Source organism: Rhodanobacter sp. FW106-HT46G03, from assembly GCF_058789895.1.
The window spans coordinates 2554810-2569243 of record NZ_JBYTCC010000001.1 but is presented as its reverse complement, the minus strand read 5'-3'; the positions used below and the strand labels follow the sequence as shown (position 1 = coordinate 2569243).

The 14434-nt window shown below is 67.4% G+C and carries 16 protein-coding genes and 1 pseudogene; 7 read left to right on the top strand and 10 right to left on the bottom strand.

Annotated features, from left to right (window positions below; translation table 11 throughout):
- Positions 1 to 2 precede the first annotated feature (2 nt).
- Positions 3 to 1916 carry a Gldg family protein gene (locus AC3WP6_RS11395; protein ID WP_492627820.1) on the top strand — a complete coding sequence of 638 codons (1914 nt, stop codon included), beginning with the start codon at positions 3 to 5 and terminating at the stop codon, positions 1914 to 1916.
- A gap of 79 nt (positions 1917 to 1995) precedes the next feature.
- On the top strand, positions 1996 to 2850 hold the full coding sequence (locus AC3WP6_RS11390) for a cytochrome c oxidase assembly protein (protein WP_492627819.1): 855 nt from the start codon (positions 1996 to 1998) through the stop codon (positions 2848 to 2850).
- Between the two features lie 3 nt (positions 2851 to 2853).
- On the opposite strand, the gene AC3WP6_RS11385 is transcribed toward AC3WP6_RS11390, so the two are convergent.
- The 5 genes and pseudogenes from AC3WP6_RS11385 to AC3WP6_RS11365 form a co-directional block, all read right to left on the bottom strand.
- Positions 2854 to 3300, bottom strand: a complete 447-nt coding sequence (locus tag AC3WP6_RS11385; protein WP_492627818.1) for a copper chaperone PCu(A)C — start codon at positions 3298 to 3300, stop codon at positions 2854 to 2856.
- Positions 3297 to 3911, bottom strand: a complete 615-nt coding sequence (locus tag AC3WP6_RS11380) for an SCO family protein (protein WP_492627817.1) — start codon at positions 3909 to 3911, stop codon at positions 3297 to 3299. Before AC3WP6_RS11380 ends, AC3WP6_RS11385 begins: the two co-directional genes overlap by 4 nt.
- 195 nt (positions 3912 to 4106) lie before the next feature.
- Positions 4107 to 4298 (bottom strand): DUF4177 domain-containing protein, encoded by a 192-nt coding sequence (locus tag AC3WP6_RS11375; RefSeq protein ID WP_492627816.1) that lies wholly within the window; start codon positions 4296 to 4298, stop codon positions 4107 to 4109.
- Positions 4295 to 4486, bottom strand: coding sequence for a type II toxin-antitoxin system antitoxin (locus tag AC3WP6_RS11370; protein ID WP_492627815.1), 192 nt, complete (start codon positions 4484 to 4486; stop codon positions 4295 to 4297). Before AC3WP6_RS11370 ends, AC3WP6_RS11375 begins: the two co-directional genes overlap by 4 nt.
- 53 nt (positions 4487 to 4539) lie before the next feature.
- Positions 4540 to 5186, bottom strand: a pseudogene (locus AC3WP6_RS11365) (SPFH domain-containing protein); the annotation flags it as partial.
- 190 nt (positions 5187 to 5376) lie between these two features.
- Between AC3WP6_RS11365 and AC3WP6_RS11360 the strand changes: the two are divergent.
- Positions 5377 to 6894 carry an FMN-binding glutamate synthase family protein gene (locus AC3WP6_RS11360; protein ID WP_492627814.1) on the top strand — a complete coding sequence of 506 codons (1518 nt, stop codon included), beginning with the start codon at positions 5377 to 5379 and terminating at the stop codon, positions 6892 to 6894.
- 6 nt (positions 6895 to 6900) lie between these two features.
- Here the strand turns inward: AC3WP6_RS11360 and AC3WP6_RS11355 are convergent, their stop codons facing one another.
- From AC3WP6_RS11355 to AC3WP6_RS11340, 4 genes are all read right to left on the bottom strand, one after another.
- Complete coding sequence (locus tag AC3WP6_RS11355) at positions 6901 to 7605, bottom strand: arginyltransferase (RefSeq protein ID WP_492627813.1); 705 nt, start codon at positions 7603 to 7605, stop codon at positions 6901 to 6903.
- 164 nt (positions 7606 to 7769) lie between these two features.
- Positions 7770 to 8162: a putative signal transducing protein gene (locus tag AC3WP6_RS11350; RefSeq protein WP_492627812.1), complete on the bottom strand. Its 393-nt coding sequence runs from the start codon at positions 8160 to 8162 to the stop codon at positions 7770 to 7772.
- Positions 8163 to 8168: 6 nt separating this feature from the next.
- The gene (tesB, locus tag AC3WP6_RS11345) at positions 8169 to 9041 is read right to left on the bottom strand and encodes an acyl-CoA thioesterase II (protein WP_492627811.1); all 873 of its coding nucleotides are present in this window, start codon (positions 9039 to 9041) and stop codon (positions 8169 to 8171) included.
- Positions 9042 to 9102: 61 nt separating this feature from the next.
- Positions 9103 to 9660: an N-acetylmuramoyl-L-alanine amidase gene (locus AC3WP6_RS11340; protein WP_492627810.1), complete on the bottom strand. Its 558-nt coding sequence runs from the start codon at positions 9658 to 9660 to the stop codon at positions 9103 to 9105.
- Positions 9661 to 9691: 31 nt separating this feature from the next.
- On the opposite strand from AC3WP6_RS11340, the gene AC3WP6_RS11335 reads away from it, so the two are divergent.
- From AC3WP6_RS11335 to AC3WP6_RS11325, 3 genes are all read left to right on the top strand, one after another.
- Positions 9692 to 10243: an alpha/beta family hydrolase gene (locus AC3WP6_RS11335; RefSeq protein WP_492627809.1), complete on the top strand. Its 552-nt coding sequence runs from the start codon at positions 9692 to 9694 to the stop codon at positions 10241 to 10243.
- Positions 10240 to 12426: a bifunctional 23S rRNA (guanine(2069)-N(7))-methyltransferase RlmK/23S rRNA (guanine(2445)-N(2))-methyltransferase RlmL gene (gene rlmKL, locus AC3WP6_RS11330; protein WP_492627808.1), complete on the top strand. Its 2187-nt coding sequence runs from the start codon at positions 10240 to 10242 to the stop codon at positions 12424 to 12426. Before AC3WP6_RS11335 ends, rlmKL begins: the two co-directional genes overlap by 4 nt.
- A gap of 64 nt (positions 12427 to 12490) precedes the next feature.
- Positions 12491 to 12883 (top strand): hypothetical protein, encoded by a 393-nt coding sequence (locus AC3WP6_RS11325; RefSeq protein ID WP_492627807.1) that lies wholly within the window; start codon positions 12491 to 12493, stop codon positions 12881 to 12883.
- A gap of 62 nt (positions 12884 to 12945) precedes the next feature.
- Here the strand turns inward: AC3WP6_RS11325 and AC3WP6_RS11320 are convergent, their stop codons facing one another.
- Positions 12946 to 13407, bottom strand: a complete 462-nt coding sequence (locus AC3WP6_RS11320) for a DUF6491 family protein (protein WP_492627806.1) — start codon at positions 13405 to 13407, stop codon at positions 12946 to 12948.
- A 201-nt stretch (positions 13408 to 13608) separates the two neighbouring features.
- Between AC3WP6_RS11320 and AC3WP6_RS11315 the strand changes: the two genes are divergently transcribed.
- Complete coding sequence (locus AC3WP6_RS11315) at positions 13609 to 14427, top strand: SAM-dependent methyltransferase (protein WP_492627805.1); 819 nt, start codon at positions 13609 to 13611, stop codon at positions 14425 to 14427.
- Positions 14428 to 14434: the final 7 nt, after the last annotated feature.

The following is a 14434-nucleotide window of genomic DNA, read 5'->3' as shown; positions in this document are numbered from 1 at the left end:
CGATGCGCTGGAAACTGCCCGCGCTGTTCACCACGCCGCTGCACCTGACGCGGCATTTGCTGCTGAATGCGGCGCTCATGGCCGTCGCGCTGGTGTCGGTGTCGCTCATCGTCTCCAGCGGCCACTGGCTGCGCGCGCGGCGGGTGGATCTGACCACTGATCACCTGTACACGCTGAGCCCCGGCACGCGGGCGATCGTCGAACATCTGCAACGCCCGCTGCGGCTCACGCTGTATTTTTCCGAACACGCCACGCGCGATCTGCCCAAGCTGCACAGCTACGAGCAGCGCGTGCGCGACATGCTGCAGGAGATGACCGCGCGCGCGCACGGGCGCATCCATTTCAACCTGATCGATCCGGTGCCGTATTCCGACGACGAAGCCAGCGCGGAGGGTGCCGGACTGATCTCGGCCGGCGGCGGCACCAACGGCGAGCGGGTGTTTTTCGGCCTTGTCGGCAGTGTGCTCGAAGCCGGGCAGGAGGAGGCCGACGAGACGACGGTACCGGAGCGGTCGCTGTCGATCGCGTTTTTCGACCCCGCGCGCGAGGCGTTTCTCGAATACGACGTCGCCAAGCTGATCTACGAGTTGAACCAGGCCACGAAGCCGCCGATCGGCGTCATCAGCTCGCTGCCGGTCGAGGGCAACCCGGCGTTGGGGCAGCCGCCGTGGATGGTGATGCAGCAGCTGGCGCAGCAATTTGACGTGCGTACGCTCGACCCTGCCGGGCTCAAAGCCATCGGCGCGGATATCCACGTGCTGCTGCTGATCCAGCCGCGAAACCTGCCCGACGATGCACTGTACGCGATCGACCAGTACGTGCTGCGCGGCGGCCATCTCGTGGTGTTCGTCGATCCGGACGCCGAAATGGCGGATATCGACGAGGCCCCGGCCGGCGCCTCGTCCGCGCCGCCGGCGACCACCGCCAGCTCCGATTTGCCGCGCCTGTTCAAGGCATGGGGTGTGCGTTACGACCCGCAACGCGTGGTGCTCGACCCCTCGCATGCGCTGACCATCGAGCTTGGCGGCGCCAGCGTGAGTCACCCCGCGATGCTGTGGCTGGACAGCTCGTTGCTCAATCGTGCCGACCCGGTGACGGCCAGCCTGCAGCGCATCGATCTCTCCACTGCCGGTCATTTTGATCTGGCGCCGGATGCCACCCTGCGGCTCATTCCGCTGATGCAGAGCAGCACCGATGCCGAGGCGGTGCCGGTGGCGCGGGTGCAGCAGGTGAACGACAACCCCTCGCTGCTGCTGCAGGGTTACCGCGCCGACAACACGCGCTACGTGTTTGCGGCACGCTTGCGCGGCCGCTTTGCCAGCGCGTTTCCCGAACGTGCCAAGGCTCCGGGTCATCTGGCGCATTCGGCAGGCGGTGGCGAGGTCGTGCTGGTGGCCGATACCGACCTGCTCAGCGACCGCCTGTGGCTGGAGCCGCAAACCGTGCTGGGGCAAAGCATGATGCGGCCGTTCGCCAACAACGGCGGCCTGGTCAGCAATCTCGTCGACAACCTCAGCGGCTCCTCCGCGCTGCTCTCGATCCGCGGCCGGATCGGCTCGCAGCGACCGTTCACCCGCGTGCAGGCCTTGCGCAACGTCGCCGACCAGAAATTCCTGCAGAAGGAGCAGGAGCTGGAAGGCGAGCTGGCGGAAACCCGGCAGCGCTTGGCCGAGCTGCAATCCGCCAAGGACGGCAGCCACGCGGGCCGCGAGCAGCGGCAGGAGGTGGAGCAATTCCGCCAGCGCCAGCTCGCCATCAACAAGGAACTGCGCGACGTGCAGCACCAGCTCAACGCCGAGATCGACGCGCTCGGCCTGCGCCTCAAGGTGATCAACATCGTGGTGATGCCGGCCCTGGTCGCGCTGATCGGCCTGTTGCTCGGCTGGCGTCGCACGCGGCGCAATCGGCGGCGCTGAAGCATCGGCGGCGGCAATGCGCCGCTGGGGTGCCGGCGGTGTTGCCGTTATGCTGGCCGGGTTTGCTGCGATGTCGGGTGTGATGGCAATACTGCTGAAATGGCTGGTGCCGTGGGAGTTTTCGTGGGTGTTTCTCGCGAGCTTCTTCGTTGCCTGTGCGTTGTACTGGCGCGGCAGCCGCCGGCTGCACGTGCCGCGTGCGCGCCGGCTCGCGTTCTGGGCCGGCATGGCGATCATCTGGCTGAGTCTGCAGACGTATCTGGATTTCTACGCCGAGCACGAGTTTTTCGTGCATCGCCTGCAGCAACTCGTGCTGCACCATCTCGTCCCGCTCATCATCTGCGCCTCGTTTCCGGCCAGTGTGCTGCGCGCCGGCTTGCCGCGCCGCTGGCGCGTGCGCCGGTTCGCCGGGCTGCGTCGTTCACGGCTGTGGCGCGCAACCAGCGGGGTGCTGTTCCAGCCGCTGTTCGCCTCGGCGATGTTCGTGTTTTTCGTGCTGATCTGGCTGGTGCCGTCGATGCAGACGCTGGCCATGCTGGATTGGCGCGTGTACCGCTTCATGAACTGGACGATGCTGCTTTCCGGGTTCGCCTACTGGTCGCTGATCCTCGACCACCGCCCGCATCCGCCGGGGCGCATGGCGGCCGGCCTGCGCGTGCTGTCGCCCGGCATCACCATGGCGCCGCAGATCCTTGCCGGCGCAATCGTCGCGTTTTCGCGCACCGACCTGTACCCGATCTTCGAAATCTGCGGCCGTGCGTTCACCTTCAACGTGCTGACCGGGCAGATGGTCGGCGGGCTGATCACCTGGGTGCCGGCGGCGCTGCTCGAATCGGTGGGCGCGCTGTTCGCGCTGCGCCAGTGGATGCGGCTGTCGCGCAACGGGCGCATCCCCGGCAAGCGCTGGGGCAAGGCGCTGCCGCGCCGCGCCTGAGCGTCAGTCGTGGGGGCCGAGCGCGCCCGCCGGACGCGCGGCGAAGTCCACCGGCAACGCGCTGCCGTCGGCAAAGGTGAGCGTGATGCGTACCGTGGCGCCGGGCGCCACCGGCGTTTTCGCGTGCATCAGCATCAGGTGGTAGCCGCCCGGCGCCAGCATCTGGCTACCGTGCGCGGGGATGACCAGCTTCTCCACCATGCGCATGCGGTTCATGCCGCCGGCGCGCGAGCTTTCGTGCAGCATCGCCATGCCGTAGCTGGGTGAGCTGGCACCGACCAGTGTGGCGGGCTGGGTGCTGGGGTTCTGCAAAGTGACGTAGCCGCCGGCGGGCAGGTCGCCCGGCAGCACGCGAATCCATGCGGCGCTGGCGCGAATGTTGGCGGCCTCGCTGGCGCATGTCGCAGTTGCGGCGAGGCTGAGCAATAACGCGGCGAGCATGCGGGTCATGTGGCCACCTTTTCGTTGAGCAGCAGATCAAGATCGTGCACCAGATCGGCCTGCGGTGTGCCCGGCGTGGAGAGCACGCGCGGATGGCCCTTGCGATCGAATACGTAGATGCCGGAGCTGTGGCTTACTTCGTAATTGCCGTGGCCATCGCCCGGCTCGCGCGAAAACGCCGAGCGGTAGCGTTTGCTCAGCGCCTCGATCGCGGCCGGCGTGCCGGTGAGTCCCACGGCGCGCTGGTCGAACGCATTGACATAGGCGTGCAGCACGCTCGGCGTGTCGCGCGTCGGGTCGACGGTGACGAACAGGATGCGCGCACCATCGGCTTCCGCCCCCAGCTTGTTCAGCGCGGCGTGGATATGCGCCAGCGTCAGCGGGCACACGTCGGGGCAGTGGGTGTAGCCGAAATACAGCAACACCACGTTGCCGCGGTAATCGGCGGCGGTCACCGCCTTGCCCTGATCATTGGTCAGCTGGAACTTGAGGTCGGGCATGTGCCCGGTGATGTTGGTGAGCTTGAACGCCGGGCCGCCGCGCGAGCAGCTTCCCAACAGCAAGCCCGTGCCAACCAGCAGAGCGACCAGCGCGGCACGCAGCAATCCAGACGGCTTCATCGGCAAACCTCGAGACGACATGCCGCACAGCATACGGCACGCGCCGCGCAACGTTCGGGTGGCCGCGTCATGGCTTGCGGCGGCGTGGCTGGTAGGCGGTGCCGGCGAGCACGGCAATGACGATGAGGACGACGATGATTGCGGACATGGGTTGCTCCTTGCGACCAACAGGTTGAAGCGTTCGGCGTACGCGGTTCAGCGCGGCCGCTTGAGGTACGGCGTGGTCGGCATCGGGTCGTCCGGGGTGATCGCGTTGACCAGCTCCCAGCCCTGCGCGCCTTCGCGGTTAAGGATGGCGGTGAGCTCGGCGTCCTGCGGCGTGTTGCTCAGCTTGAGCATCCCCCCGCGCCGCACGGTCAGCACCTGGTATTCCCATTGCGGGCTCATGATTCGGTTTCGTCGTCGATGGGTTTGGACTTGCCGGGCTTCAGCCGCCCGGCCTTGCGCAGGGCGTCGCGCAGCACGTACTCGATCTGTGCGTTGACGCTGCGCAGGTCGTCGTCGGCCCAGCGCTGCATGGCAGCGAGCACGGCGGCGCTGATGCGCAGCGGGTAGGCTTTTTTCCCGCCTGCCACGGCGCACTCAGTACAGCGACCCGGTGCTCAGACCGGCTGGCTGCCACGTTCGCCGCACAGCACGACGCGCCGGCCTGCTGGCGCTGCAGCATAGCTTGGGTGATTTCCTGCGCGTAGGCGAGATGGCTGATGCGTGCTGCGGTCACTTCCACGCCGGCCTTGCCGAGGCGCTCCTGGATCTGGTCGCGCAGGTGCGCGGTGATCTCCTCGCCGTGGCTGCGCAGTGCCGGCTGGCCGTCGGCATGCGCGTCGTAGGGGTAGCTTTGCGCCATCTGGCGCAGCGCCGATTTGCTCTGGATGTGCACGAAGTTCTCGTAGTCGTCCACGCAGAACACGGCTTCCGCGCTGTCCACCACCTGCCAGACGACGATCGCGGCAATCTCGATCGGGTTGCCGTTGAGATCGTTCACCTTGAGCTTGCCGCTCTCGAAGTTGCGCACGCGCAGCGAGAGCTTCCGCTTCGTGCACAGCGGGTTGGTCCAGCGCAGCCCTTCCTCGCGCACGCTGCCGGCGTACTTGCCGAAGAGCTGCAGCACGCGCGCTTCGTTCGGCGCGACCTGAAAAAACCGCCGGCAAGGATGGCGACGAGCACGACCAGGCCGATGCCGACGCCCGCGCCGGTGGTGGTCTCGACCTGTCCGACGGCAGCAAAGAGCTGCCAGCCGGCAAAGACCAGCAACAGCAGGGCGAGCCCGACCATGGGAATGCCGGCAAGCGAAAAGCCCTTGTGTTCGTGCCTGGCTGGTCCTCGTTGGATGTGCGACAGGTAGATATCAAATGGATATCACATGCAAGCACCGAAGCCCCTGTGGGGCGGCGGCCGCAGCGGTTCATTTCCGCGCGCCCAGCGCATACCCTTGGGCGAGTTCCGCATCGAGAGGAGGCGCCCCATGCAGACCACGGGTTTTTCCCACTGGTTGATCGTGCTGGTGGAAACGTTCACGGCATTGTTCGTGTTGTTGCTGCTGCTTGCCGTGGTGGTGCTGGCAACCGTGTGGGTGGTGGACCGCAACCAGACCGGCAACGCGGTGTTGCGCAACTTTCCCTTGATCGGTCACTTCCGTTACTGGTTCCTGCATTTGGGCGAGTTTTTCCGCCAGTACCTGTATTCGAACGACCGCGAGGAGCTGCCGTTCAACCGTGCGCAGCGGGTGTGGGTTTATCGCGCGGCAAAGGATGCCGACAACACCCGCGCCTTTGGTTCCACCCGCGACCTGCGCACCGAGGGCATGCCGTTCTTCGTCAATGCCGCGTTTCCTTCGCTGGGCAACACGCACGTGGAACCCAAACCCGTGCGCCTCGGGCCGTACGCACGCGAGCCGTACGACCACGCCGCGTTCTTCAACATTTCGGCGATGAGCTTTGGCGCGCTTTCCGCGCCTGCGGTGCGCGCGCTGTCGATCGGCGCAGCCAAGGCCGGCATCTGGATGGACACCGGCGAGGGCGGGCTGGCGCCGTATCACCTCGAAGGCGGCTGCGACATCATTTTCGAGATCGGCACCGCGAAATACGGCGTGCGCACGCCGGACGGCAAGCTGGACGACGAGAAGCTCAAGGCAGTGTGTGCGCACCCGCAGGTGAAAATGGTGTCGGTCAAGCTGGGGCAGGGCGCCAAGCCGGGCATGGGCGGCCTCCTGCCGGGGGCCAAGGTGACGCCGGAAATTGCCGCGATCCGCGGCATTCCGGCGGGGCAGGATTCGCAGAGCCCGAACCGCCACCTGGATATTGCCAACGAGCGCGAGCTGCTGGATTTCATCCACCACGTGCGCGAGCTGACCGGCAAGCCGACCGGCTTCAAGGCGGTGTTCGGCAGCATGGGCATGATCGAGACCCTGTGCGACGAAGTGCAGGCGCGCGGCATCGAGAGCGCCCCGGATTTCATCATCGTCGATGGCTCCGAAGGCGGCACCGGCGCGGCGCCGCAGACGCTGATGGAAGGCGTTGGCCTGCCGCTGCACGAGGCCTTGCCGATGCTGGTCAACACGCTAATCGAGCGCGGCCTGCGTGAGCGCATCAAGGTGATCTGCTCGGGCAAGTGCATCACTGCCTACGACGTGGCGTGGGCGCTGTCGATGGGCGCGGATTTCGTCAACTCGGCGCGCGGTTTCATGCTGTCGCTCGGCTGCATCCAGGCCCTGCAATGCAACAAGAACACCTGCCCGACCGGCATCACCACGCAAAACCCGAAGCTGCAGCGCGGGCTGGTGGTGAGCGACAAATGCGAGAAGGTGGCGCACTACGCCAAGAACGTGATGCACGAGGTGGGCATCATTGCGCACAGCTGTGGCGTGGACGACCCGCGCCAGCTTGACCGCACGCATTGCCGCGTGATGGGCGACGACGGCATTTCAGTGCCGCTGGGAAAGCTGTTTCCGTACCCGGCCGGCTACCGGCCAACGCATGCCTGATGGCCTTTACGCAAGCGTCGTCCAACCGGCTGCGGTACGGATTTCCAGCGGCCGGAAGCGCCGCTTGTAATCCATTTTTGGATGGCCGTTGATCCAGAACCCGAGATAGACCTGCGGCAGACCGTGGCTCAGGGCGTAGTCGATCTGGGTGAGGATGGCGAAGGTGCCAAGCCCGCGGGCGTGTTCGTCGGGGTCGAAAAACGTGTACACCGCCGACACGCCCTCCGCGCACAGGTCGGTGACGGCGACGGCGACGAGGCGCTCGTGCTCGCGGAATTCGAGGAATACCGTGGGGCTCCACGGTGCGGTCAGGAAGCGCTGGAAATCCTCGGCGCTGGCCTCGTCCATGCCGCCGCCGCGATGGCGCGTCTGCAGATAGCGGCGATACAGCGCATGGCGCTCGGCGGTGTATTCGGCCGTGCATTCGCGCACGGCAAGATCGCGGTTGCGCTTGCGGCAACGTCGCTGCGAACGGTCCGGCACGAAGCGTTCCACCGGAATGCGGCATGGTGTGCAGGCATGGCAGGCGCCGCAACGCGGCAAGTAGAGCTGTCCGCCAGCGCGGCGGAAACCGTGCGTGAGCGCCGGCCCGTACAACTCGCGCAGGTTCGGTGCCGCGGGATCGATCACCAGATTTTGTGCCGTGCGATCCGCGAAGTAACCGCACGCGTGCGGCAGGGTCTGGAACAGGCGGACGGTTTCGGAACGCATGCCCTGATTCTAGGAGCCGGGATTGGAGATGGGGGATTCGGCAGGGCGAATTACGGCAAGCGACGAGACTTCCTTGCAGCTACTGTCGGCCCGATCAAGCGCGACTCACGACAGTCCGCCGCTTTTTCGAATCCCGAATCCCGTAGCCCCGATCCCGGCGGTCGTCACATCCACCCGAGATTGCGCAGGGCGACGAAGGTGGCAACGATCAGCACGGCGAGCAGCACGAGGTGGCGCGTCCAGGCCACGGTGCGCTTGCGCTTTTCGGCCGGGGTGCGGTTGCGCCAGGCGGTGAGGTCGGCCTCGAACTTCACCGAGGGTTCCAGCCCCATGTCGCGCATCACTTCGCGCGCGCGGGTGTAGTCGTCGGGGCGGCTTACCCAGACCTGCTCCCAGTTGGTGCGCGCGGTGTCGGGCTCCAGGTAGCTGAAGCGGCGGTGGCCGGGGCGGTCATAGTTGGAGCGGTTGTGGATGATGGTTTCGATGCCGTGCTCGGCCATCAAGGCCACCAGACGGTCGATGTTTTCCGGGCGGGGCGAGCTGTAGATCTGGCGCATGGCGGCCTACCGCTGGCTGCCGTGCAGGCGGATCAAACCTTCCTGCGTGGTGGATGCCGCGAGCACGCCGTCGCGGGTGAAGATTTGCCCGCGTGCAAGGCCGCGGCCGCCCTGGGCGGTCGGGCTGTCGAACGAATACAGCAGCCACTCGTCCACCCGGAACGGGCGATGGAACCACAGCGCGTGGTCGAGGCTGGCCATTTGGATGCCTGGCGTGAGGTAGGAAATGCCGTGCGGCAGCGTGGCGGTACCGATCAGGTGGAAATCCGACGCATAGGCCAGCAGGGCACGGTGCAACACCGCGGCGTCGTCGATTTTGGCGGTAAGCCGAAACCAGATGTGCTGCACCGGCGGGCGCTTGACCGGGTGCAGCTCGTTGCGCGGCCATACCAGGCGGAACTCAAACGGGCCGTCGATGCCCATCCAGCGCTGCAATTTCGCCGGCAGCTTGGCGATTTCTTCCAGCGGCATCGGGCGCATCGGCTCGACGTCTTCCGGCGCCGGGACCTCCGGCATCGCGGTCTGGTGCTCGAAGCCTTTTTCCGGAATCTGGAACGACACCGAGCCGTTCAGGATCGGCGCGCCGTGCTGGATCGCCACCACCCGCCGCGAGGAGAACGTGCCGCCGTCGCGCGTGCGCTCCACGTTGTAGATGATCGGCGCGTTGACGTCGCCGGCGCGCAGGAAATACGCGTGCAGCGAATGCGCCTCGCGCACCGGGTCGACGGTCTGCTGCGCGGCGGACAGCGCCTGGCCCAGCACCTGCCCGCCGAACACGAACTTGGTGCCGATGTCGCGGCTCTGCCCGCGAAACAGGTTGTCCTCGAGCCGCTCCAGTTGCAGCAGCGCGATGAGTTCCTTGACGTGTTCCTGGTGCATGGCTGCCGGTTGGAGGCCCGAAAGCGGCAATTATAGCCGGCGCCGCCTGCTGGCTCCGGCGTCAGGGCGCGCGCGTCAGCCCGCTGCCGGCGAGGACTTCCTGCCACGGAAACCGCGGGCCGGGGTCGCGCTTGCGCGGCACGGTTTGCGCAGGATCGTTGCTGGCCGGCACACGGGTGGTGTCCAGGTCTTCGTGGCCGGCGATCGCCGTGAGGTTCGGCAGCTCGCTTCGCAGTTGCGCAAGCAGGGCGCGCAGCGCGGCGATCTGCGCGGCGGTGTAGGGCTCGGTCATCGCCTGATGACGGGTATCGAACCAGTCCGGGTAGCGCCCGCGGTTGACCAGCTCGATGCCGACCGACACGTCGTTCCAGCCGCGCACGTGGTTGGCGACCCGGGTGGCCGGCACGTAGCGGTAAACCTGCCCGTCGCGGTCGATGTAGTAGTGCCCGCTGTTGCCGGTGCCGCTGGGGTACAGCACCCTCTCGCCGTACTCGCGCGCGGTGGCGAGGTCGGGCAGCTCGGTGCAGTGGATTACCACCAGCGTCACCGCGCTCGCCGGGCGTTCCGCGAGTTGCGCGACGTAGGGCAGCGGCTGGTCGTGGATGGTCAGGGCAGGCATGCGGTCAGTGTCGCACGCGGCGACCGTTATCATGGCGGCCTTGGTTCATCCACCGGAGCACGCCGTGCGCGGCCAGATCATCCTTTCGCATGGCTCGGGCTCCGGTCCGGATGCGGTCAAGACCAGCGCGCTGGCGGCGCGCGCCGAGGCACTCGGCTGGCGCACGCAGCGGCCGGATTTCCGCGTCCACGACGCGCACGGCTACGCGGCTGCCGTCGCGCCGCGCGTGGCGCAGCTCGTTACGCTGATCGCCGCCTGCGACACCCCGCCGGTGCTGGTGGGGTCCAGCATGGGGGCGTTCGCCTCGGCGCTGGCTTCGGTCGACGCGCCCGTGGCCGCCCTGTTCCTGATGGCGACGCCGCCGATGATCCCCGGCGCGGAGCGTGCGTTCGACGTACGCGCCGGCGTGCCGGCGGTGCTGGTGCATGGCTGGCGCGACGAGTTGTGCCCGGTAGCGGCGGTGCAGGCGTTCGCGGCGGCGCGCCATCTGCCGCTGCTGCTGGTCGACGACGACCACCGGCTGGCCGGAAGTCTGGACATGATCACCGCGCAGTTCGTCGCGTTCCTGGGCCGCCTCGCATGAGCCAGTGGTTCGCCAGTTGCCCCAAGGGGCTGGAATACCTGCTGCGCGACGAGCTGGCCGCGCTGGGCGCGCAGGGCGTGCACGAGGCGCTGGCCGGCGTGCATTTCGAGGGGCCGCTGGAAACCGCCTACCGTGCCTGTTTGTGGTCGCGCCTCGCGAGCCGCGTGCTGCTGCCGCTGGCGGAGTTCGACGCGGCGGACGATGAGGCCCTGTACGCCGGCGTCGGTGCCATCGACTGGTCGGCGCACCTTGCGGCGCACGCCACGCTGGCGGTGGATGCGCACACCGCGCAAAGCCAGCTCACGCACAGCCAGTTCATCGCGCAGCGGGTGAAGGACGCCGTGGTCGACCAGTTCCGCCAGCGCGTCGGCACGCGCCCGGACGTGGACACCGACGAGCCCGACGTGCGCCTGAATCTGTATCTGAAGCGTAATCGCGCCACGCTCTCGCTTGACCTTGCCGGCACGCCGTTGCACCGCCGCGGCTGGCGCAAGCAGCAGGGCGAGGCGCCGCTCAAGGAGAATCTTGCCGCCGCGATTCTCCTGCGCGCGCGCTGGCCGGAAATCTACGCCGCCGGCGGTGCCGTGCTCGATCCGATGTGCGGTTCCGGCACGCTGCTGATCGAGGCCGCGCTGATGGCGGCCGATGCGGCGCCGGGTTTGCACCGCGATTACTACGGCTTTCTCGGTTGGCAGCAGCACGACGTGGCGCTGTGGCAGCACGTGCTGGACGCGGCAAGGCAGCGTGCGGAAGCCGGCCTGAAAACCTTGCGCGCGTGCTTTTTCGGCAGCGACCTCGACCCGCGCATGGTGCAGGTCGCCAAGCGGAACGCGCAGGACGCCGGCGTCGCCGGGTTCTTCACGCTGGAAAAGCGCGATGCCGCGCTGATCACGCCGCCGCCGGGCAGCGCCACCGGGCTGGTCGTCACCAACCCGCCGTATGGCGAACGCCTGGGCGAGCACGCGCAGATGCCGGCGCTGTACCACGCGCTGGGCGACCGCCTGCGCACGCAGTTCCGCGGCTGGCAGTTCGCCGTGCTGGCCGGCGACGCCGAGCTGGGCCGCGCCATGCGTCTGCATGCCGAGAAAAAGTACGCGCTCTACAACGGCGCGCTCGAAGTGCAGCTGCTGGTGGGCGCGATCCGCGGCGAGGACGTTGCGCCGCGCGAACCCAGGCCGCTTTCCGCCGGCGCGCAGATGCTGCGCAACCGGCTGGAGAAAGACCTGAAGCGCCTGCACAAGCGCCTTGTGCGCGAAGGCATCCACTGCTGGCGTGCCTACGACCAGGATCTTCCCGAATACGCCGCGGCGATCGACGTCTATGGCAGCGAGGGCGGCGAACCGTGGCTGCACGTGCAGGAATACCGCGCGCCGGCCGAGGTGCCGGTGGCCACCGCGCAGCAGCGCCTGCGCGAGATCGTGCGCGTGGCGGGCGAGCTCTTCGGCGTGCCGCGCGAACGCATTGCGGTGAAGACCCGCGAGCGCGGCAAGGGTGGCGCCAAATACGGCCGCTTCGACCAGCGCGGCGAATTCATCGAAGTGGATGAGGGCGGGCTGCGCTTTCTCGTCAACCTCGTCGATTACCTGGATACCGGCCTGTTTCTCGATCACCGGCTGGTGCGCGCGAAGCTGCGCGAGCTGGCGCGCGGTCAGCGCTTCCTGAACCTCTTTGCGTACACCGCTACGGCCAGCGTGTACGCCGCGGCTGGCGGCGCGCGCGACACGGTGAGCGTGGATCTGTCGGCGACGTACCTGGATTGGGCTTCGCGCAATCTTGCGCTGAACGACTTCATCGGCGTGCACCACCGGCTGGTGCAGTCCGACGCACTGGCTTTCCTGCGCAGCGACCACGCGCACTACGGCGTGATCTACGTCGACCCACCGACGTTTTCCAACTCCAAGCGCGCCGAGGATTTCGACGTGCAGCGTGATCACGTGGCGCTGCTCACGGCCTGCGCCGAGCGCCTGAACGACGACGGCGTGATCGTGTTTTCCAACAATTTCCGGCGCTTCAAGCTGGATGCGGAAGCGCTGGCCGAAACCTTCGCCATCGAGGACTGGAGCGCGCCCAGCATCCCGTTCGATTTCGCGCGCAACCCCGGCATTCACGGCTGCTGGCTGTTGCGCAAAAAAGCGGCTGAAAGCGCGCCGAATCCATGGCGTGACGCACGTCCCAAAATCTGACGGCTTCAGTGCGGATTAAGTCGCGCAAGCCGAGCATCGGCTTTGTTCAAACGGAGGTGCGATCATGACCAAACGCAAGATCGGCAAGGTTCTCGCCATCAGCCTGGCCGTGGCTGCTGCGGCGGCGATGCCGCTCGCGGCTTCCGCACACGGCTGGGGCCGGGGTGGCGGTTGGCACGGCGGCGGCCATTGGGCCGGCGCGCCGTATTACGGTGGTCACGGCTACTATCGCGGTGGTCACTGGAGTGGCGGCCGCTGGATTGCCGGTGCCATCGTGACCGGCGCGGTTGCTGGCCTGGTCAGCGATGCCCTGGCGCCGCGCACCGTGGTGTACGCGCCGCCGCAGACGGTGGTGTACGAAGACGCGCCGGTGGTAACGCGTCGCGTGGTGACCCGTACCGTGATCTACGACAACGGCTACCCGACGCGGTACATCGGTGACGACGACGGCGATTGATCGTCGCGTTGAAGGCTGATTGCGGTTGTGGAGGAGCCCGGCCATGCCGGGCTCCTCTTTGTTTACGGCTTTTCGAGGTCACGGGGCGGCAACCCTGCCGCGCTGCCGCTGCGGCGTGCCTTGGCGCTGAGCCGGTCGAACTGCGCTCGGTCGATCTGGCGCACGGACTGGATGGCGCACGGCGGCTGGTTGGGTGAACTCACGGTTTCGCCCACCTCGCCGCAGATGCTGAACGGCGCAACGGCCTTGCCGGCCGGGCTGGTGTGGAAGCGCAGCGTCGGCGGGCCATAGCTGAGCCGCTGGCATTGAGCGGCGAGCTTCACCAGGTAACGGTCGGGACCGGTGCGCACCGTAAGCGTGCGCGCATCGACCACGTGCCACTCGTTGATGCGGTCGGTGCGCAGGCATTGCGATACCGGGCGCAGCGGGTGATAGGCAGCATGCGATGCCTTCGTCTGTGCGTTGGCGCCGGCAGCCAGCGTCAGCGCCAATACACTCAAACCGGCAACCATCAACGGCTTCATGGCGGCATCTCCGTGCGGGGCGGTACCTGGATGCTGCCGCAGCCGAACCTCACGCGGTGTGAATGCCGCGCGTTATGGCGCGCGGCAACGCGCTTTCACAGCGCGCAGCTTGGATATTGCGTGAGCATCGCGGCAGCGTTGACGAGGCGACGGCGTGCTTGCGGGTGGCTATGATCCGCCAAAGCCAATGGGGAGACGGTGATGACGGATGCATCACGGTGCCACGGGCGCCTCGCCTGCGTGGGGTTGGGCATGACGCTCGGTTCGCACCTGACGCCGCTGGCGCGCAGCCATATCGCGCAGGCCGACGTGGTGTTTGCCGCCCTGTCCGACGCCGTTGTCGAGGAGTGGCTGAAGCGCCTGCGCCCGGATGTGCGCAGCCTGCAGTCGGGCTATGCCGAAGGCAAACCGCTCATGCGCACCTACCGCGAATGGGGGGACCTGATGCTGGACGAGGTACGTGCCGGCCGGCGCGTGTGCGGCGTGTTCTACGGCCACCCCGGCGTCTTTGCCTGGTCACCGCACCAGGCGATTGCGCAGGCGCGCGCCGAAGGCTACCCGGCGTACATGGAGCCGGACATTTCCGCCGAGGATTGTCTCTACGCCGATCTCGGCATCGACCCCGGCAGCCGTGGCTGCCAGCACTTCGAGGCCAGCCAGCTCCTGTATTGCGAGCGGCGCATTGACTCCGCCGGTTACCTCGTGCTGTGGCAGGTGGGCGTGGTCGGCAACCGCTCGGTGGGACGCTTCGACCACGGTTCGGCGTACCGCGCACTGCTGGTGGAACGGCTGCTGGCCGATTACCCGGCCGAGCACGAGGTGATCGTCTACCGCGGCGCCACCTTGCCGATCGAGGAGCCGCGCATCCGCCGCCTGCCGCTGCGTGGACTGGCCACCGTGGCCTTGACCGCGGAGGACACCGTGGTAGTGCCGCCGACAACGGACTTGCAGCCCAATCGTGCGATGCTTGAGCGCCTGCAGGCGCTGGATGCGGCGGTGCGGGCGCCAGCGGCGGCGTGATTGGGGT

Coding starts and splice junctions, on each gene's coding strand:
- AC3WP6_RS11395 (WP_492627820.1), top strand. CDS start 3: ATGCGCTGGAAACTGCCCGCGCTGTTCACCACGCCGCTGCACCTGACG.
- AC3WP6_RS11385 (WP_492627818.1), bottom strand. CDS start 3,300: ATGACCCGCATGCTCGCCGCGTTATTGCTCAGCCTCGCCGCAACTGCG.
- AC3WP6_RS11380 (WP_492627817.1), bottom strand. CDS start 3,911: ATGAAGCCGTCTGGATTGCTGCGTGCCGCGCTGGTCGCTCTGCTGGTT.
- AC3WP6_RS11375 (WP_492627816.1), bottom strand. CDS start 4,298: ATGAGCCCGCAATGGGAATACCAGGTGCTGACCGTGCGGCGCGGGGGG.
- AC3WP6_RS11360 (WP_492627814.1), top strand. CDS start 5,377: ATGCAGACCACGGGTTTTTCCCACTGGTTGATCGTGCTGGTGGAAACG.
- AC3WP6_RS11355 (WP_492627813.1), bottom strand. CDS start 7,605: ATGCGTTCCGAAACCGTCCGCCTGTTCCAGACCCTGCCGCACGCGTGC.
- AC3WP6_RS11350 (WP_492627812.1), bottom strand. CDS start 8,162: ATGCGCCAGATCTACAGCTCGCCCCGCCCGGAAAACATCGACCGTCTG.
- tesB (WP_492627811.1), bottom strand. CDS start 9,041: ATGCACCAGGAACACGTCAAGGAACTCATCGCGCTGCTGCAACTGGAG.
- AC3WP6_RS11340 (WP_492627810.1), bottom strand. CDS start 9,660: ATGCCTGCCCTGACCATCCACGACCAGCCGCTGCCCTACGTCGCGCAA.
- AC3WP6_RS11335 (WP_492627809.1), top strand. CDS start 9,692: ATGGCGGCCTTGGTTCATCCACCGGAGCACGCCGTGCGCGGCCAGATC.
- rlmKL (WP_492627808.1), top strand. CDS start 10,240: ATGAGCCAGTGGTTCGCCAGTTGCCCCAAGGGGCTGGAATACCTGCTG.
- AC3WP6_RS11325 (WP_492627807.1), top strand. CDS start 12,491: ATGACCAAACGCAAGATCGGCAAGGTTCTCGCCATCAGCCTGGCCGTG.
- AC3WP6_RS11320 (WP_492627806.1), bottom strand. CDS start 13,407: ATGAAGCCGTTGATGGTTGCCGGTTTGAGTGTATTGGCGCTGACGCTG.
- AC3WP6_RS11315 (WP_492627805.1), top strand. CDS start 13,609: ATGACGGATGCATCACGGTGCCACGGGCGCCTCGCCTGCGTGGGGTTG.